The following is a 23,774-nucleotide window of genomic DNA, read 5'->3' on the forward strand; positions in this document are numbered from 1 at the left end:
CCATGGCCTTTGCTACAGGTCCGATCCCGATCCAGGGACTGACTCGAAGTGATGATTACCGCAACCCATCGGTGGTGGCCTTGGGCGGGGGACACGGGCTGTCCTCGTCGCTCTCTGCCCTGCGCCGTCTGACTACCGACCTCACCGCCGTAGTAACGGTGGCCGATGACGGCGGCAGTTCCGGGCGGCTTCGGGGATCCTTCGATGTGCTGCCCCCGGGAGACTTGCGCATGGCGCTGGCTGCGCTGTGCGACGACAATGACTGGGGCCGTACCTGGCGCGATGTCATGCAGTACCGCTTTGAATCGACCGAAAACGCCGACGAGCCATTGAACGGCCATGCCGTTGGCAATTTGCTGATCCTGGCGCTGTGGGAGTTGCTCGATAACCCGGTAGCTGGCCTGCGTTGGGCAGGTGCCCTGCTTGGCGCGCGCGGGCAGGTCCTGCCAATGAGCACGGTTCCGCTGTCCATCCATGGCGAGGTTCTTGAATCCGACCCGGTGAACGACACCTTGGTGCGTCGCCGAATCGATGGGCAGGCCAAGCTGGCTCGCGCCGGTTCCGGCGGCCTGGTTACCCACGTGTACCTGGAACCGTCCGATGCGCCGGCCTGCTCCGAAGCGCTGGAATCCATCGATCTGGCGGACTGGGTGATTCTCGGTCCCGGTTCCTGGTACACCTCGGTGCTCCCGCATCTGCTGCTGCCGGATATGCGCCAGGCCCTGGCATCGACCACGGCCAAGAAGCTGCTGACCATGAACCTGGCCTTTGATACGGCAGAGACTTCCGGGATGGACGCCGCGGCGCACTTGGAGGTGCTGGGACGTTACGCACCCGAGGTCAAATTCGATGCAATTATTGCCGACGAATCAAAGATTCTTAACAGGGATCGATTTGAGCTGGCAGCGCAAAAACTCGGTGCGCGTGTCTTTTTTAGTACAGTAGGAGTATCTGACGGTCGTGCTGTGCACGACCCGTTGCGACTAGCGGCGGCCTATCACGAGGTGTTTACCGCGATCGGGTCTTAGGAAGATCCAAGTAAGGGAGTTTGATTCATGGCATTGACGGCTTCCGTCAAAGACGAGCTGTCGCGGGTAGAGATTCGCAAGCCATCGGTCCGCAAGGCCGAGGTTTCGACCATGCTCCGCTTCAGCGGCGGGCTGCACATCGTCTCCGGACGAATTGTCATCGAAGCAGAAGTGGACCTCGCGGCGACGGCCCGGCGGTTGAAGATTGCTATCGGCGAGCTGTACGGCCACGATGCCGAAATCGTCATGGTTTCCGGATCGGGCATCCGCAAGGGGAGCCGCTACATTGTGCGTGTTTCCAAGGACGGCGAAGTGCTTGCACGCCAAACTGGCCTGCTTGACCAGCGCGGCCGGCCGGTACGCGGCCTGCCCTCGGTGATCGTCAACGGTTCCACCGCCGACGCTGAAGCTGTATGGCGCGGCGCATTCCTGTCCCACGGATCGTTGACCGAACCCGGACGCAGCTCCGCTTTGGAAATCACCTGCCCTGGGCCAGAAGCCGCTTTGGCGCTGGTCGGTGCAGCTCGCCGCCTGGGACTGACGGTCAAGGCGCGTGAAGTGCGCGGTGTGGACCGCGTTGTGATCCGTGATGGCGATGCCATCGCCCAACTGCTGACCCGCATGGGCGCTCACGATGCGCTCATGGTCTGGGAAGAACGGCGCATGCGCAAGGAAGTGCGCGCGACGGCGAACCGCTTGGCGAACTTCGACGACGCCAACCTGCGGCGCAGTGCCCAGGCAGCGGTAGCTGCCGGTGCCCGCGTTGAGCGTGCACTGGGCATCTTGGGCGACGAGGTTCCCGAGCACTTGCGCTATGCGGGACTGCTGCGCCTTGAGCACAAGCAAGCCTCCTTGGATGAGCTCGGCCGCATGGCCGAACCGCCAATGACCAAGGACGCCATCGCTGGCCGAATCCGCCGCCTTTTGGCTATGGCGGATAAAAAGGCGAGCGATCTGGGAATACCAGGTACGGAGTCCAGCGTTCCAGGAGATGAACTGGAACATTAAAATGTCCCCGCGGGAGCCCTCCCGCGGAGATTCAACCAATTGAGAAGATTGAGGAGAATCATGGCTGTTTATTCACTGCCAGAACTGCAGTACGACTACGCCGCACTGGAGCCGAACATCTCGGCTCGCATCATGGAACTGCACCACTCCAAGCACCATGCAACTTACGTTGCTGGCGCAAACTCGGCACTGGAGCAGTTGGCTGAAGCTCGCGAAAAGGGCGAATTCGGCAATATCCCTAAGCTGTCCAAGGACCTGGCGTTCCACCTGGGTGGCCACACCAACCACTCGATCTTCTGGAACAACCTGTCCCCAGAGGGTGGCGACAAGCCTGAGGGCGAGCTGGCAGCGGCCATCGACGACTTCTTCGGTTCGTTCGACGCTTTCCGTGGCCACTTCACCGCTTCGGCCATGAGCCTGCAGGGCTCGGGCTGGGCAGTGCTGGCTTACGACGCACTGGGCGGCCAGCTGGTCATCGAGCAGCTGTACGACCAGCAGGGCAACATCCCAGTGGCAACCACCCCGCTGCTGATGCTGGACATGTGGGAGCACGCCTTCTACCTGGACTACGTCAACGTCAAGGCTGACTACGTCAAGGCATTCTGGAACATCGTGAACTGGGCAGATGTCCAGGATCGTTTCGAAGCTGCCCGCAACGGCGCAGCAGCGCTGATCCTTCCAGGTAAGTAAGACTTATCTGGTAAGTTAGCTCACATTCTGCGCTAATGTAGCGTAGTATGTTTCAAGTGTGTTGCGGATCCCGGCAATTCGTTGGGATCCGCAAGCACGGCACAACGGAGTGTCCTCTTAAAGAAGGCCACCTCCGCTCGCGTGCGGTCGTGGCATCATCATCCCATTTAGAGGAGATAGTCACGTGACAACCCGTGTTGGAATCAATGGTTTCGGTCGTATCGGACGCAACTTCCTGCGTGCAGTTCTGGCCCATAAGGCAGACATTGAAATCGTCGCCGTCAATGACCTTGGTTCAATCGATTCGCTTGCTCACCTGGTGAAGTTCGATTCCGTGCTCGGCCCAGTGGGCGAGCCCGTATCCGTGGACGGCGATACCATCGTCGTCGGAGAACGCCGTATCAAGGTTCTGTCTGAGCGCGAGCCAGCCAACCTTCCATGGGGCGAATTGAACGTCGATGTCGTCATTGAATCGACCGGATTCTTCACCAACGCAGAAGACGCCAAGCAGCACGTAGCTGCTGGCGCAAAGAAGGTCATCATCTCGGCTCCTGCCAAGAATGAAGACATCACCATCGTGATGGGCGTCAACCAGGACAAGTACGATCCTGCAAACCACGCCATCATTTCGAACGCGTCATGCACCACCAACTGCCTGGCTCCAGTAGCCAAGGTGCTGAACGAAGAATTCGGCATTGTTGATGGCCTGATGACCACCATCCACGCTTACACCGCAGACCAGCGCCTGCAGGACGCGCCGCACAGCGACCCACGCCGTGCCCGTGCCGCAGCACTGAACGTCATCCCGACCTCCACCGGTGCCGCCAAGGCCATCGGCGTGGTGCTCCCAGAGCTGAAGGGCAAGCTGCACGGTTACGCTATGCGCGTACCCGTTCCAACCGGTTCGGCCACCGACCTGACCGTGAACCTGGCCCGCACCGCAACCGTGGAAGAAATCAACGCAGCATTCGAGAAGGCAGCTGCCGAGGGTGCATTGAGCGGATACCTTGAGTACTCCACCGATCCACTGGTTTCTTCGGACATCGTGACCAACCCCCACTCGGCAGTTTTCGACTCCGGTCTGACCACCGTGATGGGCAACAGCGTGAAGGTCGTCGCGTGGTACGACAACGAGTGGGGCTACTCCTCGCGACTTGTTGACCTCGTTGAATTCGTGGGATCCAGCCTCTAGTCGATAACCTAGAGACATGTCTTCTCACACCATTGACGAATTGATCGCTGACAACGGCGTCCGCGGACGGTACGTTCTGGTCCGCAGTGACCTGAACGTACCGCTCGACGGTGCAACTGTGACCGATGATGGCCGCGTCCGCGCGTCGCTGCCAGTCATCGGCAAGCTGGCTGAAGCTGGCGCAAAGGTCATCGTAATGGCCCACTTGGGACGCCCCAAGGGCCAGGTCGATGCCAAGTACTCCATCGCTCCTGCGGCTAACCGCCTGGACGAACTGGCTGACTTCGACGTAGCTGTTGCCGAAGACGTGGTGGGCGACTCCGCTCGCCAGTTGGCGGCAAACCTCGAAGAGGGCTCCGTGCTGGTTCTGGAGAACGTCCGCTTCGATGCTCGCGAAACCTCCAAGGATGATGCGCAGCGCGAAGAGTTCGCCAAGGAATTGGCTGCGCTGACCGGTCAGAACGGCGCTTACGTGAACGACGCTTTCGGTGCTGTGCACCGGAAGCACGCTTCGGTCTACGACATCGCCAGTCTGCTCCCTAGCTACCAGGGCGACCTGGTTGCTACCGAGGTCAAGGTCCTCAAGACCCTGACCGAGGCCCCGAAGCGCCCATACGTTGTGGTGCTCGGAGGGTCCAAGGTATCGGACAAGCTCGCTGTCATCGACAACCTACTGGGCAAGGCCGATCAGCTGCTGATCGGTGGCGGCATGGCCTTCACTTTCCTCAAGGCGCAGGGCTTCGCCATTGGCAGCTCGCTGCTTGAAGAAGACCAGATCGCGACCTGCCAGGAATACCTGCAGCGGGCCGAGAAGCTCGGCTGCGACATCATCGTGCCTAGCGACGTCGTAGTGGCAAGCAAGTTCGGTGCCGACGCAGAGCACGAGGTGCTGGCCGCAGACATGATCGAAGAAGCCAGCTTCGGCTCCAACGGCCTTGGCCTGGACATCGGACCAAAGTCCGCTGAACTGTTCGCAAGCTACATCACCAGCGCAAATACCGTGTTCTGGAATGGCCCGATGGGCGTCTTCGAGATCCCTGCTTTCGCCGAAGGTACCCGTACCGTCGCGCAGGCTCTGGCGGACTCGGAAGCGTTCAGCGTCGTAGGCGGCGGCGATTCCGCTGCAGCCGTGCGCGCACTGGGCTTCTCGGAGGATGACTTCGGCCATATCTCCACCGGTGGCGGCGCTTCGCTGGAGTACCTCGAAGGCAAGACCCTGCCGGGTGTTGCCGCATTGGAAGGCTAATAATGACCATTTCGCAGAACGGCGCCTTTGTGCGCCAGCCGCTGATTGCCGGCAACTGGAAGATGAACATGGACCACGTCCAGGGCATCACCCTGGTGCAGAAGCTGGCGTGGACCCTGAAGGACCATGAGCACGATTACGATCGTGCCGAGGTCGCAGTGTTCCCTCCCTTCACCGACATCCGCGGCGTGCAGACACTGACCCTGGGCGACAAACTGGATATCGTTTACGGTGCCCAGGATCTGTCCGCACAGGACTCAGGTGCGTACACTGGTGAAATTTCGGGCCAGTTCCTCAAGAAGCTCGGCTGCACCTACGTTTTGGTAGGCCACTCCGAGCGTCGCGAGTACCACAATGAAACCAACCAGGTGATTGCCGCCAAGCTGGCTGCTGCCTACCGCCACGACCTGACCCCGATGCTCTGCGTCGGCGAAGGCCTGGAAGTACGCAAGGCCGGCGAGCATGTGGCATTCACCCTGGACCAGTTGGCTCAGTCGCTGGAAGGCGTAACCGCTGAGCAGGCCGCAAGCCTGGTCATCGCCTACGAACCAGTCTGGGCCATCGGTACGGGCGAAGTTGCCGGACCAGCTGACGCGCAGGAAATGTGCGCCGCAATTCGCGGTGCGCTGGCTGAACGCTTCGGTGCAGAGATTGCCGAGAAGACTCAACTGCTCTATGGCGGTAGTGTTAAGGCAGCAAATGCCGCATCGATCATGCGCGAACGCGATGTTGATGGCGTGTTGGTTGGCGGTGCCAGCCTGGATGCCGAGGAATTTGCTAATATTGTCAGGTTCGAGCATCATCTCGTCACCGACTGAATCTAACTAAGGAACCGTCGACTTGGATATTATCAAGATCATTTTGCAGGTATTGCTGGGCATTACAAGCGTCCTGCTGACCCTGCTGATCCTTTTGCACAAGGGCCGTGGTGGCGGTATGTCCGACATGTTCGGCGGCGGCATGACCAGCTCAATGGGATCTTCGGGTGTAGCCGAGCGCAACCTGAACCGCATCACCATTATTCTTGGTCTGATCTGGGGTGCCGTGATTATCGGCCTCGCTCTGGTCCTGCGATTCAGCATCGAAGCCTAGGCAGTACCCTTCCGTAGCAGTCAATAGGCGCCTTGCACATCATGTGGAAGGCGCCTATTGCGCGTCTCAGGCCAGTTGCCCGAACTTCTCGGTATCGGCAATCGATCCCAGCACGAGGATCTTGTCTCCGGTCTGCAGGACGGTGTTTCCGTCCGTGTTCTTCCATTCGCCGGCCGCATTGGTCGTGGCAGCGATGGTCACCCGGTATTTATTGCGTACCCCGGCATCACTGAGTTTCACACCGTGCAATGTGGCTGGTGCGCTCATTTTCACCATGGCATAGCCTGGATCGACTTCCAGGTAGTCCATCATGGATCCGCGCACCAGGTGGGCGACTCGCTTGCCCATATCCTTCTCCGGGTAGACGATGTGGTGGATTCCGAGCTGCTCCAGGATCAGACCGTGCCGATCGTCCTGCGCCTTGGCCCAGATCTGCGGGATCCCCATGCTGACCAAGAGCGAGCAGCACAGGATGGATGACTGCAGGTGGCTGCCTACGGCAACCACCACGCGGTCGAACTCGTGGATCGAGAGCTGTTCAAGGATTTCCCGGCTTGAGGCGTCGGCGCGAACCACCTGAGTCAATTCCCCATTCAGGGACTGGACGATGTTCTCGTGCACGTCAATGCCCAGGACATGGGTACCGGACTTCATCAGTTCCAGGGCCAGGGATTCGCCAAATCGCCCGAGCCCGATCACTGCAACGGAGTCCGCCTTAGACAGGCCCTTGGCGTCATTTCGAAAATTCAGTAGCTTAGCCAATTGAAGGCCTTTCCTTGGGGAGTTCGTAGAGCGCTTTTCGATCGCGCAGGGCCAGCGCGGAGCCCAGCGAGAGGACCCCGACGCGGCCCAGGTACATCAATGCAATGAGGATGCCCTTGGCAGGGTCCGGCAAATCCGGGGTAATGCCGGTGGACAGCCCGACGGTGCCGAATGCGGAGGTGGCTTCAAAGAGGCAGCGGTCCAGGGAATAGCCGGTCAGCAGCAGCAGGCCCATGGTGCCGACGAATACCGCCGCTACGCCCATCAGCGCCACCGTGATGGCCTGCCGGTGCACCGAGCGGGACAGGCGCTTGCCTAGGACATTGACGGCGGTCTCGCCGCGAAGTTCGGTCATGATGATGAACAGCAGGATCGCAGCCGTGGTGATCTTAATGCCGCCGGCGGTGCCGGCAGGCCCTCCGCCGATGAACATCAGCACATCCATGCCCAGCCAGGAGGCTGGATGCATCGCGCCGATATCGATGGAATTGAAGCCAGCGGTACGTGTCTGCACCGATTGGAAGAATCCAGCCAGGATCCGCTGGGCAGGTTCAAGCTCGCCCAGCGTCTTCGGATTGGACCATTCCATGGCGGTGATGAAGATGGTGCCGCCAAGCAGCAGCAATGCGGTCATGAGCAGGACCAGGCGAGTGTTCATCGTCCACTTCAGCGAATTCCGCCAGTGATGCCTGAGCTGGACCAGAACCGGGAAGCCCAAGCCGCCGAGGATGATGGCGATGCTGATGGGGATGCATAGCCACGGGTCCGCGACGAAATCCATCAGGTTATTCGAGTAGAGGGCGAATCCCGCGTTATTGAAGGAAGAGACCGCATGGAACAGGCCATGCCAGATCGCCCTGGCGGGTTCGTAGTCGTAGGCCAGCCAGAAGCGGAGGGCCAAGACGAGGGCCACTGCGGATTCGATGGCCAGTGACAGCTTGATGATCATCAATGCCGAGGTGCGCACGTCGGCGCCCGAAACGGCGGAGCTTTCGCGCTGCGTGGAGAGCCGGGTGAGGTAGCCGATGCGGCCCATGACCAGCATGCTCAGCAACGATGCGACGAGCATCAGGCCCAGGCCGCCGACCTGGATCAGGACCAGGATGACGATCTTGCCGAAGAGGGTGTAGTGGGTTGCCGTATCCAAGACAGTCAGGCCAGTGACGCACACCGCTGACGTCGCGGTGAAGATCCCGTCCACCAAGGATGTGAAGGTGCCTTGCGTGTTGGCCGCCGGTGAAGACAGGAGCAATCCGCCAATGAGGATTGCGCCGGCAAAGGCGACGGCTACTGCGCGTGCGGGTTTGGCCAGCACGCTGTGCTGCGCGGCGGACCGCGCATTGGGAAGATTCATGGAGATCGCAATGGTCGAAATAACGTCTCGCGAAACCGTGGGACGAGTAGTACGAATGAAATAATACGCTCGGAAAAGCGGGTGTCAATGGTGATTCCCGTCACTTGGCCCGTAGTTGATAGCGGACCTGCGGGAGCGCCTGGTCCGTTCTGCCACAGTCCCGCCGCCGGTTAAAGCAGACCGGCAGCCACGCGGAAAACGCGTGGCTGCCGGTTTGCCGCTGGTACTGCTAGGTACCGAGCAATTCCACGACCCGCTGTGCGGTACCCCAAGAAAGGGTGACCCCAGCCCCGCCGTGGCCGTAGGCCGCAATGACAGGCACCGCGTGCCCGTCGACGCGCTCCAAGCGGATCGTCTCGCGTGCCGGGCGCAGCCCCACCTTGTGCTCCAGGATCTCGCAGCCGGCCAGCTGGGGGACCAGGCCGATGGCACGGCGCAGCATGTCGGTGGCGGTCTGCGGGTCGACCTCGGCGTTGAAGTCGTTGGCCACGTCGGTACCGCCAACAATGATGTCATCGCGGCGCGGAATGATGTAGGTGACGCCCTGGGGATGCTCGTCATAGCAGAGCCAGTGGACCAACCCTGCGGTGTTTGCCAGGCGAATCACCTGGCCTCGGATGGGGTAGACAGTGCCGTCATCCCCGGTGAGTTCGCCGCCACGCAGGCCCGCGGCCAATACGACGGCGTCGGCCTCCTCCTGCAACTCGTCGATGGATTCGATGGTGCGCTGGATGAACTTGACGCCCTTGGCCAAGGCTTGTTCATGCAGCCAGGAGAGGTAGAGAGGCATAGTGATCACCGGGACGGTGGCACGCATGCCGGCGGCGGCAATGCGCGGGATGTCTTCTGCTGGGGCTTCGGCGGCGTTGGCGATGATCTGTGCCCAAGAGCGGTCTTCCTCCGGGGACGCTTCCAGATTCAGGCCGCGGCGCAGGTCGATGCCGGTTTCCTTGATGCCGGAGAGCTCCTCGAAGCGTGCCAGCGAACGGGCGAGCAGCAGATCGGCGGCTGCGGAGTTCTCCGAGTGGTACGGGAACCAGATGGCTGCGGCCACCGCGGAGACGGTCTGCAGCGGCAGCTGGTCGGCGATGACGGTGACCTGGTGGCCGGCGGCAGCCAGCTCATGGGCGGTGGAGAGCCCGATGACGCCGGCGCCGATCACCGTGACCTTGCGGGATGGCTGCGCGGCATCGGGCAGCGGGGCGGAATGCATGGGAACCTTTCGGGCAGGTGGCGAGGGGAAAGCAAAGGCCGGTGCCGTGATCCTGGAGTGCAGGATCGCGGCACCGGCGATGCGGTGCAGGCTAGAGCAAGGTGGCCGCGGCGCGGTCGATGATCCAGCGGGTCGCTTGGGTGCCGTGCACGGCGGAGGCCGGGACAGCAGTCTCGTTGACCTCGTGCTGGGCCTTGGCCAGCGCCGGCGCCTTGTCGGCACCGGCCACGATCAGCCAGACCTCCTTGGCGGTGTTGATGGTGCCCATGGTGAGCGTGACGCGGTGCGCAGGCGGCTTGGGGGAGTCGTGGACCGCGATGACTCCTGGCTCATCGGACCGGGTGTGGTTCGGGAAGAGCGAGGCGACATGCGAGTCCGGGCCCATGCCCAGCATCAGCACATCGAACGCGGGGTTCAAGGCGCTGTCTTCGGCTTCCCCGGCCAGTTCCTCGGCGTAGGCCGCGGCGGCCTGCTCGGCGGACTCGTACTTGTCGCTGGCGCCCATGGCGTGCACGGTGGCGCGGTCCAGGCCCAATTCATCCAGCGCGTCGAACAGGGCTGCGGCCTGCAGCACGTTGCGATCTGCTGAATCGGTGGCGACAAAGCGCTCGTCGCCCCACCAGAAGTGCACCTGCGACCAGTTGACCGAGGCCTTGGCGGGGTTGGCCGCGACGGCTTCCAGGGCGGCGATGCCCAGCGAACCGCCGGTCACCACCACGTGGGCAACTCCGCGGGCGGCCAGTGCATCGGCGATCGCGGTGATCAGCCGGGCCGCAATGGCGTGGGCGGTAGCTTCCGGGTTCTCATGGATCAGTATTTGCCTAGCGATCACTGGATCTGATGCTCCTCAGGTTGGTCAGGTTCAGGCCCTTGGCGATGACCTCGCCGAAGACGTCATCGGCGTCCAGGCGGCGCATCTCTTCGGCCAGGCATTCGGCCACCGAACGCCGTGGCAGGGAGATGCGTTGCGGGGCCGATCCGGGCAGGTAAAGGTGGGCTACCGCGCCGGAAGGGCGCGAAAGCTCCACGTCGCCGGCTTCGCGTGCCAGCCGGACGCTGGAGAGCCCGCCATTGGACTTGTCCGCGGCGATGGTCACCGGGACGTCCAGGCACAGGGTCAGCCAGGCGGCCAGCAAGGTGGTGGACGGGGAATTATCCGAGCCCTTCACGGTGATGCCCGAGAGCCCCTCGGTGCCGATCAGGTCGATGATGCTCGCCAGCTGGGCACGCCACAGGGTCAGCCGCGTCCAGGCGAGGTCGGTGTCGCCGGCCTGGTAGGTCTCGATGCGGCTGAACAGCGCGGCGGTGGGGTCTTCGGTTTCCGCCGAATCGGTGATGCGGCGGTGCGCCAGCTTGCCCAGCGCGGTGCCGGCCGGATCCTGCGGCACGCCATGCGGCCACCAGGCCACGATCGGCGCATCGGGCAGCAGCAGTGCGGAGATCAGCGCCTCGTCGGCCACGACATCCGGGCCGTAGGTGCGCATCACGATCACCTCGGAGGCGCCGGCGTCCCCGCCCACGCGGATTTGCACGTCCAGCCGGTTGGCCTCGGACTTGTTGCCGCGGACCACCACGATGATCCGGCAGGGGTGCTCGCGGCTGGCCAGGTTGGCCGCCTCGATCGCGTTCTCGGCGAACCCCTCGCGGGTTATGACCACCAGGGTCATCACGCGGGAGAGCGCTACCACGCCGTGGGTGCGGCGCGAGGAGATCAGCTTCTTGGCCACCTTGGAGGTGGTGGTGTTGGGAAGATCGATCATCATGGTCGTCTCCAGGTCCTTCCATCCTTGGCCATCAGCTCATCGCTGCTTTCGGGTCCCCAGGAGCCCGGAGCGTAGGGATCGGGCTGGGTGGGCTGCGAGGCCCAGAACTCCTCAAAAGGATCCAGGATGCGCCAGGACTGCTCGACTTCCTCATGGCGCGGGAACAGCGGCGGCTCACCGAGCAGCACATCGAGGATCAGCCGCTCGTAGGCCTCGGGCGAGGATTCGGTGAAGGCGTTGCCGTAGCCGAAGTCCATGGTCACATCGCGGATCTCCATCTGGGTGCCGGGCACCTTGGAGGAGAAGCGGATGGTCGCGCCTTCGTCGGGCTGCACGCGGATCACGAACGCGTTCTGGCCGAATTCGTCGTCCTTGTGGTCGGTGAACAGCAGGTTCGGCGCCTTCTTGAAGACCACCGCGATTTCGGTGACGCGGCGGCCCAGGCGCTTGCCGGCACGCAGGTAGAACGGCACCCCGGACCAGCGGCGGGTATTGATGTTCAGGCGCACCGCCGCGTAGGTCTCGGTTTTGGACTTCGGGTTGAAGCCCTCCTCGTCGAGGAAGCCGACGACCTCCTCGGCGCCCTGCCAGCCAGAGGTGTACTGGCCTCGGGCACTGGCCGCGCCCAGGTCCTCGGGCAGCTGGACGGCGGTGAGCACCTTCTCCTTTTCGCTGCGCAGGTGGTCCGCGTCGAAGGAAATGGGTTCCTCCATGGCGGTCAGCGCCAGCAGCTGGAGCAGGTGGTTCTGGATGACGTCGCGGGCCGCGCCCACACCGTCGTAGTAGCTGGCGCGGCCGCCAATGCCGATGTCCTCGGCCATGGTGATCTGCACGTGGTCCACGTACTTGTTGTTCCACAGCGGCTCGAACATCTGGTTGCCGAAACGCAGAGCCAGCAGGTTCTGCACGGTTTCCTTGCCCAGATAGTGGTCGATGCGGAACACCGCGTCCGGCGGGAACACGGACTCCACGATCTCGTTCAGTTCGCGGGCGCTCTGCAGGTCGTGGCCGAAGGGCTTCTCGATGACCACGCGTTCCCAGCCCGGGTTCTTGTCCTTGGCCAGCTTGTGCTCGGAGAGCTTCTGGCAGACAACCTCGAACCAGCTCGGCGGGATCGAGAGGTAGAAGGCGTGGTTGCGCCCGGTGGACCGGGATTCGGCCAGTTCGTCCAGGGTCGCGGCCAGCTTCTCGTAGGCGCCATCATCGTCGAAGGCGCCGGAGATGAAGCGCATGCCGGCGGCCAGCTGGGCGAACACGGTTTCGTTGAAGGGGGTGCGGGCGCTGGCGAGGATCCATTCGCGGGCCTGGTCGGCGAAGTCCTGTGCCGTCCAGTCGCGGCGGCCGAAGCCGACAATCGCAAAATTCGGGGGAAGGAGTCCGCGGTTAGCCAGGTCGTAGACCGCTGGCATGAGTTTCTTGCGGGCAAGGTCGCCGGTGATTCCGAAGAACACCAGCGCGCCCGGACCGGCAATGCGGTTAAGCCGCCGGTCGCGGGCGTCGCGTAGTGGGTTGCTCATAGTGCCTTACTTCGCTGCCTCTAGCAGGGCAGCGATTCCGGCGGCGCGGTCCGTGAGGTTCACGCGCAGCACTGGGCGGTTATGTTCGGCGTCAGCCAGTACTGCGCCATCGCCGATCGCCTGGGCGGTGATCAGGCCGCCGAAGGAGTACGGACGCTCCGGGATCCCAAGGTCTTCCTTGTGATCCGCGGTGACCTGCAAGAACACGCCCTGTGCCGGGCCGCCCTTGTGGTACTGGCCGGTGGAGTGCAAGAAGCGCGGACCCCAGCCGAAGGTGACTGGACGGCCGGTCTTCTTGGCGAGCAGATCGCGCAGCGCGGCAAGCTCCTGGTCCGCATTGCGGTTCAGGTATGCCTGGATGGCAAGGTAGCCGTCTGCCGGAAGCTGCGCGGCGAGCTGCTCCACAGCCGCCTCCAAGGTCTTGGCCCCGGTGCCGTAGAGCTCAACTGGTCCGTCCACTGCATCCGGAGCGCTCTGCGCCGGAGCATCGAGCATGGAACGGGCGGCGATCTTCGCGGCCTCGACATCAGGCTGGTCGAAGGGGCTGATGCCCAGCAGGTAGCCGGCCACGGCGGTGGCGTACTCGAAGATCATGAAGGCGGTGCCCAGCGGTGCACTGAAGTGCACGGCGGTGGCGTCCTCGTCGAAATCCTCAGGCAGCGCGTCGTAGACGAACAGCGGCAGCACGTCCTGAGCCGGGTTCGCCAGCTCCGGTGCATCCACATGCGCGGCAACAGGCAGCACGCCCTTGCCTTCCTTGCCGGTGGACTCGGCGATCAGCTGCTCGGCCCAATCGCCGAAGCCCGGCAGGGCATCGCCCACACAGGCAATCAGCAGCTTGTCGCGGCCCGCGGTAGCCATGGCGGCACCCAGGTGCAGCGCGAGGTTGTCCTCGTCGTCCAGAGCCAGCACATCGTTGATCAGCCCGGATTCTTCAACCAGGGCTTCGATGTCCGCGCCGGCCAGGCCCGAAGGGACCAGGCCGAAAGCGGTCAGCGCCGAGTAGCGCCCGCCGACATTCGGATCCGCAGTGAATACCGCGCGCACGCCATCAGGATTATCCATGGGCGAGCCCGGATCGGTGACCAGCACCAAGCGGGTCGCCGGATCGATGCCGGCAGCCTGGAAAGCTGCGGTGAACGCACGGCGCTGCGAATCGGTTTCCACGGTGGAACCCGACTTGGAAGCAACCACCACGACGGTGCGCTGCAGGTCGGTTTCCACGATCTGCTTGACCATCGACGGATCGGTGGTGTCGCAGATGACCAGTTCCACCTCGTCATGGGCGGTGATGACCTCAGGAGCCAGCGAGGAGCCGCCCATGCCGCACAGCACGATGCGGGTCAGGCCCTCTTCTTGCAGCTCATCGCGCAGATCCAGGATCTGCGGGATCAGTTTGCCAGCTGCCTCGAAGGGGTTGACCCAACCGAGGCGGATGGCCGATTCAGCTTCTGCCTCAGGACCCCAAATGGTCGGGTCCTGGGCGGCGATGCGGCTGCCGATCTTCGCTTCGATCAGCTTCGGGAGCAACGCATCGACGGAGGCCAGGGCCTCGCCGGAGGTTACCAGACCAAGCTCCATCTACTTGGCTCCCTTCAATGCCACAGCCATGTCCTCAAGCAGCTCGTTCCATGCGACGTCGAACTTCTGAACGCCTTCGACCTCGAGCAGGTCCACGACCTCGTTGTAGTCGATGCCCAGTGCAGCGAGCTTGTCCAGCACGCGGTTGGCCGCATCGTAGCCGCCGGCGATCGCGTTGCCGCGCACCTCGGCTTCAGCCGCGGTGGCGTCCAGGGTCTTCTCCGGCATGGTGTTCACGGTCTGAGGCGCGACCAGTTCGGTCACGTACAGGGTCGATGGGTAGGCAGGATCCTTCACGCCGGTCGAAGCCCACAGCGGACGCTGGACGTTGGCGCCGGCAGCTGCCAGCACCTCGTAGCGTGCCGAAGCGAAGGACTCTTCGAAGACCTGGTAAGCCAGGCGGGCATTGGCCACGCCGGCCTGGCCGCGCACGGCGGCCGCGGCATCGGTGCCGATGGCGTCCAGGCGCTTGTCGATTTCCGAATCCACGCGGGAAACGAAGAAGGAAGCGACCGAGTGGATCTTGGACAGGTCCACGCCGGCAGCGTGGGCCTTCTCCAGGCCCAGCAGGTAGGCGTTGATGACCTCGCGGTAGCGTTCCAGCGAGAAGATCAGTGTGACGTTCACCGAAATGCCGGCGGCAATGGTTTCGGTGATGGCTTCCAGGCCCTCGACGGTTGCCGGGATCTTGATCAGCACGTTCTCGCGGTTCACGCGTTCGTACAGGGCCTTGGCCTGGGCGATGGTTGGTGCGGTCTCGTGAGCCAGGCGGGGATCGACCTCGATGGACACGCGGCCGTCGAAGCCCTGGGAGGACTCGTAGACGCCCTTGAACAGGTCGCAGGCAGCTGCCACGTCGTCGCTGGTGATTTCGGTGATCGCGTCTTCCACCGAGCGGTGCTTCTGCTCGGCGATGGCCTCGCCGTACACCTCTGCCTTGGACAGCGATGCCGCGAAGATTGCCGGGTTGGTGGTCACGCCGACCACGTTCTTCTCTTCGATCAGCTTGGCCAGCGAGCCGCTGGTCAGCCGTTCACGCGAAAGGTCGTCCAGCCAGATGGAGACGCCGGCATCGGACAGGGCCTGGGTATTCGGGTTGCTCATAATCTTTACTTCGGTTCCTTACTTGGCAGCGTTCTGCATGGAGGTTTCGGCAGCGGCTACAACAGCCTCGGTGGTGATGCCGAACTCGGAGTACAGCTTCTTGTAATCGGCGGAAGCGCCGAAGTGATCCAGCGAAATGATTTCGCCGTGCGCGCCGACCAGCTCGCGCCAGCCCTGGGCCACGCCGGCTTCAACCGAAACGCGGGCGGTGATGGCTGCCGGCAGGACCTCTTCGCGGTAGGCCGCGTCCTGCTTGGCGAACCATTCCAGCGACGGCAGCGAAACGACGCGGGCCGCGACGTTCTTGGCAGCCAGGGCTTCGCGGGCTTCGATAGCCAGCTCGACCTCGGAGCCGGTGGCCAGCAAGATGACATCCGGAGTGGTCTCCGCGCCATCGCGCACAGCCTCGGCGAGGATGTAGCCGCCCTTCAGCGTGCCTTCGGCGCCGCGAAAGCCGGTGGCCGCGCGGTCGTAGATTGGCAGGTTCTGGCGGGAGAGGACGATGCCCGACGGGGTGCCGGTCAGCTCGAGGATGCCGCGCCATGCGTAGGCGACTTCGTTGGCATCCGCTGGGCGGACGACGTCGAAGTTGGGGATGATGCGCAGCGAAGCGAGCTGCTCCACTGGCTGGTGGGTCGGGCCGTCTTCGCCCAGGCCGATGGAGTCGTGGGTCCACACGAAGATCGAGGGGACACCCATCAGCGCGGCCAAGCGGATCGCCGGACGCTGGTAGTCCGAGAAGATCAGGAAGGTTCCGGAGAATGCACGGGTCGGGCTGGAGAGCACGATGCCGTTCACGATCGAGGCGGCGGCGTGCTCGCGGATGCCGAAGTGCAGCACGCGGCCGTACGGGCTGGCGGACCAGGAATCGGTGGAGCGGCGCTCGGGAGCGAAGGACTTCGCGGTCTCGATGGTGGTGTTGTTCGAACCGGCGAGGTCGGCAGAGCCGCCCCAGAGTTCTGGCAATTCATCGGCGATCGCGTTGATGACCTTGCCCGACGCGGCGCGGGTAGCCATGGTGGAGCCTGGCTCGAAGGTCGGGATCTTCTCGGTCCAGCCCTCTGGCAATTCGCCAGCCTGCAGGCGCTCAAGCAGGGCGGCTTCTTCCGGATTGGCTGACTTCCAGGCCTCGAAGGTCTCGTTCCACGAGGCGTGCAGCTGCGCACCGCGGGTTACGACCTCGCGGGCGTGAGCCAGTACATCGTCCTCGATCTGGAAGTTCTTCTCGGGGTCGAAGCCCAGGATCGTCTTCAGGCCGGAAACTTCCTCGGTACCCAGCTTCGAGCCGTGGATGCCGCCGGTGTTCTGCTTGGTCGGCGATGGCCATCCGATGATGGTGCGCAGGCTGATGATCGATGGGCGGGAGGTCTCGGCCTTCGCGGCGCGCACAGCAGCATCGAGTGCGGCCATGTCCTCGACGTATTCTCCGGTGACGGTCCAGTCCACGCGCTGGGTGTGCCAGCCGTAGGACTCGTAGCGGCCCAGCACGTCTTCGGTGAAGGCGATGTCGGTGTCGTTCTCGATGGAGATCTTGTTGTCATCGTAGATCACAACGAGGTTGCCCAGTTCCTGGTGGCCGGCCAGCGAGGAGGCCTCGGAGGTGACGCCTTCCTGCAGGTCGCCATCGGAAGCGATGACGTAGACAGTGTGGTCGAACGGGCTGGTCCCTGCCTCGGCAGCTGGATCCAGCAGGCCGCGCATGCGGCGCTGGGAGTAGGCGAAACCAACGGCGGAAGCCAGGCCCTGGCCCAGCGGACCGGTGGTGATCTCAACGCCGGCGGTGTGGCCGAACTCCGGGTGGCCCGGGGTCTTGGCGCCCCAGGTGCGCAGCGCTTCGATGTCTTCCATCTCCAGACCGTAGCCCGAGAGGAACAGCTGCAGGTACAGGGTCAGCGAGGTGTGGCCCGGGGAAAGCACGAAACGGTCGCGGCCGATCCAGTTCGGATCCTTCGGATCGTGGCGCAGGTGCTTCTGGAAAATCAAGTAGGCGGCCGGAGCCAAGCTCATTGCGGTACCGGGGTGGCCATTGCCAACCTTTTCGACGGCGTCGGCTGCCAGGACACGGGTGGTGTCGATGGCCTTACGGTCCAACTCGGTCAGTGAGAATTCTTCTACTAAGGATTCAGTCGCCACAGCGGCGTTCCTTCCATTCAGGCTTGGACGGGAGATATCTCCCGCTGACACGCAATACGCCGTCGCCTCCTGCTTCCTCCGGCTGTGCTTTATTCAGAGGGATGCAGGTCGCGACGGCGCAATCTGAGTCAACTCTATCGCGAAAAGGCGTATTGGGGCGTTGGATTTAGCAAGATGACACAGAATTATTCGGTTTGCGCAGAAGGTGGACTTGATACGGCTATTCATGCCACGGCGTGAGCGAATTGCTCAGGCATTCTGCGCATTCGTGCGCAGGTGGCAGCCGGGGGATATGGGTGGCCGGGCACTTCTGCCAGCCGGTGCACGGCAACCAGCCAACGCTACAAAGAACAAGATTTGTTCCACTAGCGGCCATCAGTTGCCATCTTTGTTCATTTGGGAGCAGGGTCCGGGGGACCGCGCGCAATCTGCCGAAATGCTGTTGGGCATTTGGAACTGGATGAGTTCTCCCGCCGCGCGGGGTTATTCCATCGAAGGCTCCCGGCTTGTCGACTTTGGCGTGCTGCAACGGTACGCGGGAAACGCTGGTTGGGGCGGGGGCTGCCTGCGGAAGATCGGTTCGAGGAGCAGAATCCGATGGGAGCGTGAAGCCGCAAAGGTGCATGGCTAGCCGCCGGGCAGGCGATTGTAGCGTCTTGAATTGAGCCAAATCACCATTTTTCAACTGTGATCCTCTCCTGGGGAGTTTCAATCAATTTCTATCCAGCGTAGACATAGACCCCTTGCAAACACTGGCAACTATGCGACCTGTGGCGTTTCTGTAGCGGTAGAGCGCCCCAACGCCACCACGGAATCACCAATCCTAGCCATGCTCCCTACGTCCTCATGCCAGAGGTGAGCGTACTTCTGCAGGGTGATCGTCGCGTCCTTATGACCCAGCCGGGCAGCCACGGCCACGGGTGACATTCCACCACTGATCAACAGGCTGGCATGGAAGTGCCGCAACTGATGCCAGCCAGAACCAATCTCCGGCAGCAGATCGCGCACACGAGACCACTCCGACTCGAACCTCCAATACAGTGCTGGCGTGCCGTCAACGTGGAACAGCCGGCCTTCGGCGCCTGGTGAGGCACACAGTGCTTTGAGCAGGTCGCGGACCTCGGGCCCGAAGCTGATGCTTCTCCGCGAGTACTTCGTCTTCAGCGGGCCGCGGCGGACGGTGTTCACGTTCGGCGACGCGTCCTGCATCGTCAACTTGATTAGCGAGCGGGGAAAATCGATGTCTTTCACCGTGAGTCCTATGAGCTCGTTAGGGCGTAGCCCCGTCGCGGCTGCGATCTGTGCGGCGATCTTGAAGAGTGGCTTTGCCAGAGCGCAGAACTGTTTGAAGATTTCTGAGGACAAAGTGAATTCCGGTAGATCGTCAGGTTCCTCATCTTGGATGAACTTGACGCGTTTGCATGGGGACTCGCGCAGGTATCTGTCATGCACGGCTTCGCCGAAGATTTGCGACGTGTATCGGTACATAAGCTTGGTTGTCGACAGGGCGTTTTTAGCCTGCCACTCGTAGACCGTGCGTTGCACCTGAGCTTGTTCGATTTGGTGCAAGTAGTGGCCTTTGAATGATGGTTCGATCCAGTTTTTGCAGTGCGATCCCATGGTGCGCAGAGAGTTTGGTCGTTGGTGGGCTTGCTTCTTCCACCAGAGTTTGAAGTAGTCCTCGAATAGGATTGGCTGTTTCGTGCCGCCTGGGGTGAGCGCAACGTCGATGGTTCGGGAATCCAGCCACGCCTGTGCGGCATCCTTGTAGTCGAATGAGCGTTTGGTTTCTTTTCCGGTGTTGTCGGTCCATACGGCTTGCCAGCGTTTGCCGGTGCCGTATCTGCTGGTTCTGGTTCGGTCTTTGCGGTGCCATAGGTCGACTATTCTGCCGGTGGCCATGGGTGGTTCTCCTGTTTTTGGGTGCGCTTGAGTAGGCGCATGTATGCGTGGGTGTCTCTGGGTAGCACGTCGAGTTCGTGGGCCAAGGGTGTGGCCGTGTTGTAGATGCGGGTTGCCGCGGCCCATTGGGTGGGGTGGATTAGCCAGGAGGCTGAGAGTTCCTCTGCTGCGCGTTCTTGGCGTGGGTGGTGGCCCGTGTGGCCTAGGAGGGCGTGTGCGGTCTCGTGGGATAGCGTGGAGCGCCGTTGTATGGGTGCGAGGCGTGGGCGGAGGAAGATCGTGTGGGTGAGCAGGTCGTATGCTCCCCAGAGCTGGTCAGGAAGGTCAGTTTCTACGATGCGCGGGGCAAGCCGCGCAAGAACTACTTCGAACATATGTTCGAATATAGGGGCAGGGTCCGACAGTTAGAAAATCGTCGGCCATCTATTACTCGGGAAGCTGCTCCGGGTCCACGCCTGGCTCACCCTTGGATGCCGCGATCCGGTCAGCAGGGAAGAGCTGGCGCACTTCACCTATAGCCTCCGGATCGCCATTGGCTATGACGGACTGCTCCTGCCACCACAGCATGTTGTCAGCGGTTTCGCGAATGATGCGCTGGGATGCTTCCGGGAGGTTGCCGGCGCCCGGGAGGGTGAGGCTGGAAGTGTCGGTGTCGACGGGTAGGCCGAGTGACGTGGCGTAGGCGGTGACGACGTCGATGACTCGCACGCCCAGGCCTTTGGCTAGGCCGAGGATAACGGCGTTCTCTTTGGGCCAGCTCAGTACGGGGCGGTTGATCAGGCGGTCCAGGTTTGCTCGGGTGGGTACACCACCGCAGGCTTTGGATAGGGATTCGAGGCTGCGGTCTCCGCGCTTGTTGAGGATTAGTTCGCGAATGCCTTGGTTTGGGTTCGTGTTCATGTTTTGAATCCTCGGTCGGGTTGGGGGTTGCGTGCCATCGGACGCGTGTTCTACCTGATAACCCCTAATTCTGCCGCACTTGCCACTTGGTGATAACCAAATAAACCCCGGAATCACGCGGAACCCAGCAATCTAGTTGAAAATCTTGCTACTAGAGGTTGCATTAGTGATAACCAGTAGTGCATACTATTACTACCAGCAGTTGCAAGAAGTGATAACTAGAAAGGTTTACAGATGTCCCCATTCAGAACCAAACGAAAGTGGCAGGAGGGAACCTATATGCGTTTATCATCCGCGCAGAGACTACGAACCTTCATCTACACCAGGGAAGACATGGACGCCTACCGCAACGGCTCGCCCATCGATCACCGCAAGATCACCCAGCGATCGCTGGCCCGCCGTGCGGACGTAAGCCAGGCATTTATCAGCCAGCTCGCCTCGGGCAAGAAGACCAGCTGCAAACCAGAAACCGCAGAACGCATCGCGGAGGTCATCGGAGTGGACGTCACCGTCCTCTTCGACCCCGAAAGTGCAACCAGCACTTGCGCGGCATAACTCTGGTAGTAGCACGCAAGAAATAACGAAAGGACACGCCGTGACTGCACAGCCAATGGCCCTTGAAGACACCACATGGCGCGAAGAAGCGTTGGAGATCGTCGAAAAGCTCGCCCGCCAAGGCAAGCGGTTCACGGCCGACACCCTTCGCGCCGAAATCGGACGGCCAGCACCGCACCAAAACATGGTCGGCCCGATCTTCACCACCGCGCAACGCCGCGGTCTAATCACCAAAGTCGCCAACGCCAACAGCCGGGTCAAATCCCGCAACGGCGGACACCAATACGAATGGATCGGAAGGACCTGGAGGGATCACCTTGGCTAAACCAGACTCAGACCCGCTGCTCACAGTCCCGGAAACCGCTGAACGTCTTCGTTCGCATCCGGAAACAGTCCGCCAGATGCTCCGCCGTGGCGACCTGGTCGGCATCAAATTTTCATCCGCTAACCGGCACGGAACGTGGAAGATCCGCGAATCCAGCATCGAACGGTTCCTGCGCCGGCAGGAGTACGCAGCATGAGCCGGTGGATGGAACGCAACGGTTTGAAGCTCACCAGCTTGGGGGAGCGAGTCATGGTCAGTTTGGCCGGTTTGGGAATCGTCGCCCTGTGCGGGTTGGCGTTCCTGTTCGAAGCATTCATCAACACACAGATTGGGGCATAGATCATGTCGCTCGTATTCAACGAAGCATCCCACCGCTACCGCCTGGATGGGAAACCAGTCAGTGGGGTCACCACCATTTTGGGTGGCGGTATCCCGAAGCCAGCACTGATCTGGTGGGCGCCGGGCGTGGTCGCCAAATTCGTTACCGACCCGGACAACGCAGGGAAGGTCTCCGAACTTCTCGCTGGCGACCGGGACCAGTCCATCAAGTTCCTGCAGCTGCTTCCGAACAAGGAACGCGACAGCGCTGCCGAGCGTGGCACCGAGGTGCACGACCTCGCGGAGAAGCTCGCCACCACTGGCGAAGTCGACGCACCAGAGGATCTGGTCGGGTTCATCGAAGGGTACTTGGATTTCCTTGACCGGTGGCAGATCACACCCGTCCTGGTGGAAGTGGTGCTGGCGAATCGTGAGCACTGGTACTCGGGCAAGGTTGACCTCTTGGCTACGTCGCCACTGCTCATGTCCCAGGCGGACATCGATGCTGGCAAGTTGATCCAGATCGACTTGAAAACGTCCAAGGGCGTGTACATGGAAACCGCGTTGCAGACAGCAGCTTATGCCCGTGCCGAGTTCTACATGGACGGCGGCAAGGAAGTTCCCATGCCGGAAGTCATAAAGAACTTCGTTGGGCACGTCACCCCCATGGACCGTGAGGGCATCAACGCCCGGTATGAGGGTTCACCGTTGGGCACCAGCTTGTACCCGTTGGCTACGTCGCCGGCGGAGATTGACGAACACTTCCAGCAGTTCCTGCACGCCAAGGCAGTCCACGAGGACGCGAAAGCACGGGGCAAGCAGAAGCTCGAACCCATCAACCCACCAACCGAAATGGAGGTAGCAGCATGAGCGCCTACAGGTTCGAGTGCGAAGCCCAGCACAGCAAGCTTTCCCTCTACTACGAGGACGATGCGATCGCAGTCGATATGGGACCAACGGACAAGCACGCCGTATGGGGGAAGCTCCCCAAGCTCCACCGCCCTGACTTCGAAGCCATCATCCCCGTGGACGACGCCGAAACCCTGGTCACTGCATTGCAGGACATGATCACCGAAATCCGGGCACGCCAAATCCGCGCCGCCTAACCACCACAAGGAGTCAAACAATGAGCATCCAGCCGTTCATCCCCGCAGGCGAAGTCGCCACCCCGACCAACCTCCCGACCAGCACTGGCACCATCCAGCTCGCAGAGTGGGCCGCCGAGCTGGGCGCCGCACACCAGCTCGGAACCGCCCTGTGCAAGACCGCTTTCGTCCCCAGAGATTTCATGGGGAAGCCGGAAGCCGCAGCAGCTGCGATCCTCGCCGGCAAGAGCCTCGGCCTTGACCCGATGAACGCACTGTCGAACATCTTCGTTGTCCACGGCCGCCCAGCCCTGTACGCCCGGACGATGACCGCGCTGGTCATGGCTCAGGGCCACGAAGTGGTCCGCACGGAAGCCACCCCAGAATCTGTGACTGTGGCCGGCCGCCGCAAGGGGCAGGAACGCTGGCAGGAATTCACCTGGACTATTGGCCGCGCCAAGACCGCCGGGTACACGTCGAACAGCAAGTACCAGTCCGACCCGATTGCCATGCTGACCGCCAAGGCGCAGGCAGAAGCTTGCCGAACCATCGCACCAGACGTGCTTGCTGGTATGCCGTACAGCGCCGAGGAAATGGAACTGGAAGACATGGGGGAGAAGCCAGCAGCAGCCGAGGCTCCCGTGAAGACTCGCAAGCTCACCCGTAAGCCTGCCGAGAAGAAGGCGGAGGACGCGGCGCGTCCGGCGCGTCCGGCGCGCCCCGCCCCAGCATCAGAACCAGAACCGGTTGCGGATGAATCCACCGGCGAGATCCAGGACGACGGCCCGGCCGCCGTGCTGGAAACCGACTGGGAAGCCGAACTCGCCGAGGCCAGCAGCAGCCGGGATGCACTGCTCACCCTCTGGAACCGTGCCGTAGCCGAAGGCGCACCGCAGGAAATGGTGTCCCGCATCGTCGATGCCGGATCCAAGTTCGCCTAACCGCAACATCTAACCAAACCCGGTGGGTGCCCAGTCTTGGGGGCCGGGCACCCACCAACAACAAG

General features: G+C 62.3%; 26 protein-coding genes. 14 read left to right on the top strand and 12 right to left on the bottom strand.

Features of this window, described 5'->3' with window-relative positions; translation table 11 throughout:
* The first annotated feature begins 2 nt into the window (after positions 1-2).
* From yvcK to secG, 7 genes are all read left to right on the top strand, one after another.
* A complete protein-coding gene (yvcK, locus tag ACIOJF_RS03475; RefSeq protein ID WP_105656668.1) occupies positions 3-1,028 on the top strand; it encodes a uridine diphosphate-N-acetylglucosamine-binding protein YvcK in 1,026 nt (341 codons plus the stop codon).
* A gap of 27 nt (positions 1,029-1,055) precedes the next feature.
* Positions 1,056-2,036 (top strand): DNA-binding protein WhiA, encoded by a 981-nt coding sequence (gene whiA / locus ACIOJF_RS03480; protein ID WP_105656667.1) that lies wholly within the window; start codon positions 1,056-1,058, stop codon positions 2,034-2,036.
* Between the two features lie 60 nt (positions 2,037-2,096).
* Entirely contained in the window at positions 2,097-2,726 is a 630-nt protein-coding gene (locus ACIOJF_RS03485) for a superoxide dismutase (protein WP_402741201.1), read from the top strand.
* 184 nt (positions 2,727-2,910) lie between these two features.
* Complete coding sequence (gap, locus tag ACIOJF_RS03490; RefSeq protein ID WP_402741202.1) at positions 2,911-3,918, top strand: type I glyceraldehyde-3-phosphate dehydrogenase; 1,008 nt, start codon at positions 2,911-2,913, stop codon at positions 3,916-3,918.
* 16 nt (positions 3,919-3,934) lie between these two features.
* On the top strand, positions 3,935-5,164 hold the full coding sequence (locus ACIOJF_RS03495; RefSeq protein ID WP_133834207.1) for a phosphoglycerate kinase: 1,230 nt from the start codon (positions 3,935-3,937) through the stop codon (positions 5,162-5,164).
* A 2-nt stretch (positions 5,165-5,166) separates the two neighbouring features.
* A complete protein-coding gene (gene tpiA / locus ACIOJF_RS03500) occupies positions 5,167-5,982 on the top strand; it encodes a triose-phosphate isomerase (protein ID WP_105656663.1) in 816 nt (271 codons plus the stop codon).
* Between the two features lie 22 nt (positions 5,983-6,004).
* Positions 6,005-6,256: a preprotein translocase subunit SecG gene (secG, locus tag ACIOJF_RS03505; RefSeq protein WP_105656662.1), complete on the top strand. Its 252-nt coding sequence runs from the start codon at positions 6,005-6,007 to the stop codon at positions 6,254-6,256.
* Between the two features lie 66 nt (positions 6,257-6,322).
* Here the strand turns inward: secG and ACIOJF_RS03510 are convergent, their stop codons facing one another.
* From ACIOJF_RS03510 to ACIOJF_RS03565, 12 genes are all read right to left on the bottom strand, one after another.
* Complete coding sequence (locus ACIOJF_RS03510; protein ID WP_181148794.1) at positions 6,323-7,018, bottom strand: TrkA family potassium uptake protein; 696 nt, start codon at positions 7,016-7,018, stop codon at positions 6,323-6,325.
* Complete coding sequence (locus tag ACIOJF_RS03515; protein ID WP_133834205.1) at positions 7,011-8,372, bottom strand: TrkH family potassium uptake protein; 1,362 nt, start codon at positions 8,370-8,372, stop codon at positions 7,011-7,013. Before ACIOJF_RS03515 ends, ACIOJF_RS03510 begins: the two co-directional genes overlap by 8 nt.
* A gap of 229 nt (positions 8,373-8,601) precedes the next feature.
* On the bottom strand, positions 8,602-9,585 hold the full coding sequence (locus tag ACIOJF_RS03520; protein WP_402741203.1) for an FAD-dependent oxidoreductase: 984 nt from the start codon (positions 9,583-9,585) through the stop codon (positions 8,602-8,604).
* A gap of 91 nt (positions 9,586-9,676) precedes the next feature.
* A complete protein-coding gene (pgl, locus tag ACIOJF_RS03525; RefSeq protein WP_105656659.1) occupies positions 9,677-10,417 on the bottom strand; it encodes a 6-phosphogluconolactonase in 741 nt (246 codons plus the stop codon).
* Positions 10,407-11,348, bottom strand: a complete 942-nt coding sequence (locus ACIOJF_RS03530) for a glucose-6-phosphate dehydrogenase assembly protein OpcA (RefSeq protein WP_402741204.1) — start codon at positions 11,346-11,348, stop codon at positions 10,407-10,409. The genes pgl and ACIOJF_RS03530 overlap by 11 nt, the downstream gene beginning before the upstream one ends.
* Positions 11,345-12,865 carry a glucose-6-phosphate dehydrogenase gene (gene zwf / locus ACIOJF_RS03535; protein ID WP_105656657.1) on the bottom strand — a complete coding sequence of 507 codons (1,521 nt, stop codon included), beginning with the start codon at positions 12,863-12,865 and terminating at the stop codon, positions 11,345-11,347. The genes ACIOJF_RS03530 and zwf overlap by 4 nt, the downstream gene beginning before the upstream one ends.
* Positions 12,866-12,871: 6 nt before the next feature.
* Positions 12,872-14,446, bottom strand: coding sequence for a glucose-6-phosphate isomerase (locus ACIOJF_RS03540; protein ID WP_105656656.1), 1,575 nt, complete (start codon positions 14,444-14,446; stop codon positions 12,872-12,874).
* Positions 14,447-15,550 (bottom strand): transaldolase, encoded by a 1,104-nt coding sequence (gene tal / locus ACIOJF_RS03545; RefSeq protein ID WP_105656655.1) that lies wholly within the window; start codon positions 15,548-15,550, stop codon positions 14,447-14,449.
* 18 nt (positions 15,551-15,568) lie between these two features.
* Positions 15,569-17,683, bottom strand: a complete 2,115-nt coding sequence (gene tkt, locus ACIOJF_RS03550) for a transketolase (protein ID WP_402741205.1) — start codon at positions 17,681-17,683, stop codon at positions 15,569-15,571.
* Between the two features lie 759 nt (positions 17,684-18,442).
* Positions 18,443-19,585, bottom strand: coding sequence for a tyrosine-type recombinase/integrase (locus tag ACIOJF_RS03555; protein ID WP_402741206.1), 1,143 nt, complete (start codon positions 19,583-19,585; stop codon positions 18,443-18,445).
* A complete protein-coding gene (locus tag ACIOJF_RS03560) occupies positions 19,567-19,959 on the bottom strand; it encodes an ImmA/IrrE family metallo-endopeptidase (protein WP_402741207.1) in 393 nt (130 codons plus the stop codon). The genes ACIOJF_RS03555 and ACIOJF_RS03560 overlap by 19 nt, the downstream gene beginning before the upstream one ends.
* A gap of 52 nt (positions 19,960-20,011) precedes the next feature.
* On the bottom strand, positions 20,012-20,485 hold the full coding sequence (locus ACIOJF_RS03565) for a hypothetical protein (protein ID WP_402741208.1): 474 nt from the start codon (positions 20,483-20,485) through the stop codon (positions 20,012-20,014).
* A gap of 279 nt (positions 20,486-20,764) precedes the next feature.
* Here ACIOJF_RS03565 and ACIOJF_RS03570 point away from each other — a divergent pair, with 279 nt between their 5' ends.
* Genes ACIOJF_RS03570 through ACIOJF_RS03600 form a run of 7 tightly spaced genes read left to right on the top strand, consistent with a single transcriptional unit; the run spans position 20,765 to position 23,709 of the window.
* Positions 20,765-21,040, top strand: a complete 276-nt coding sequence (locus ACIOJF_RS03570; protein ID WP_402741209.1) for a helix-turn-helix domain-containing protein — start codon at positions 20,765-20,767, stop codon at positions 21,038-21,040.
* 40 nt (positions 21,041-21,080) lie between these two features.
* Positions 21,081-21,365 carry a hypothetical protein gene (locus ACIOJF_RS03575; RefSeq protein ID WP_402741210.1) on the top strand — a complete coding sequence of 95 codons (285 nt, stop codon included), beginning with the start codon at positions 21,081-21,083 and terminating at the stop codon, positions 21,363-21,365.
* A complete protein-coding gene (locus tag ACIOJF_RS03580; protein ID WP_402741211.1) occupies positions 21,358-21,561 on the top strand; it encodes a helix-turn-helix domain-containing protein in 204 nt (67 codons plus the stop codon). The genes ACIOJF_RS03575 and ACIOJF_RS03580 overlap by 8 nt, the downstream gene beginning before the upstream one ends.
* Positions 21,558-21,704, top strand: coding sequence for a hypothetical protein (locus ACIOJF_RS03585; protein WP_402741212.1), 147 nt, complete (start codon positions 21,558-21,560; stop codon positions 21,702-21,704). The genes ACIOJF_RS03580 and ACIOJF_RS03585 overlap by 4 nt, the downstream gene beginning before the upstream one ends.
* Before the next feature lie 3 nt (positions 21,705-21,707).
* The gene (locus ACIOJF_RS03590; RefSeq protein ID WP_402741213.1) at positions 21,708-22,553 is read left to right on the top strand and encodes a hypothetical protein; all 846 of its coding nucleotides are present in this window, start codon (positions 21,708-21,710) and stop codon (positions 22,551-22,553) included.
* Positions 22,550-22,789, top strand: a complete 240-nt coding sequence (locus ACIOJF_RS03595) for a hypothetical protein (protein ID WP_402741214.1) — start codon at positions 22,550-22,552, stop codon at positions 22,787-22,789. The genes ACIOJF_RS03590 and ACIOJF_RS03595 overlap by 4 nt, the downstream gene beginning before the upstream one ends.
* Before the next feature lie 20 nt (positions 22,790-22,809).
* Complete coding sequence (locus tag ACIOJF_RS03600; protein ID WP_402741215.1) at positions 22,810-23,709, top strand: hypothetical protein; 900 nt, start codon at positions 22,810-22,812, stop codon at positions 23,707-23,709.
* The last annotated feature ends 65 nt before the right edge of the window (positions 23,710-23,774 follow it).

It is taken from the genome of Glutamicibacter sp. NPDC087831 (assembly GCF_044742845.1).
Classification (GTDB): Bacteria; Actinomycetota; Actinomycetes; order Actinomycetales; family Micrococcaceae; genus Glutamicibacter.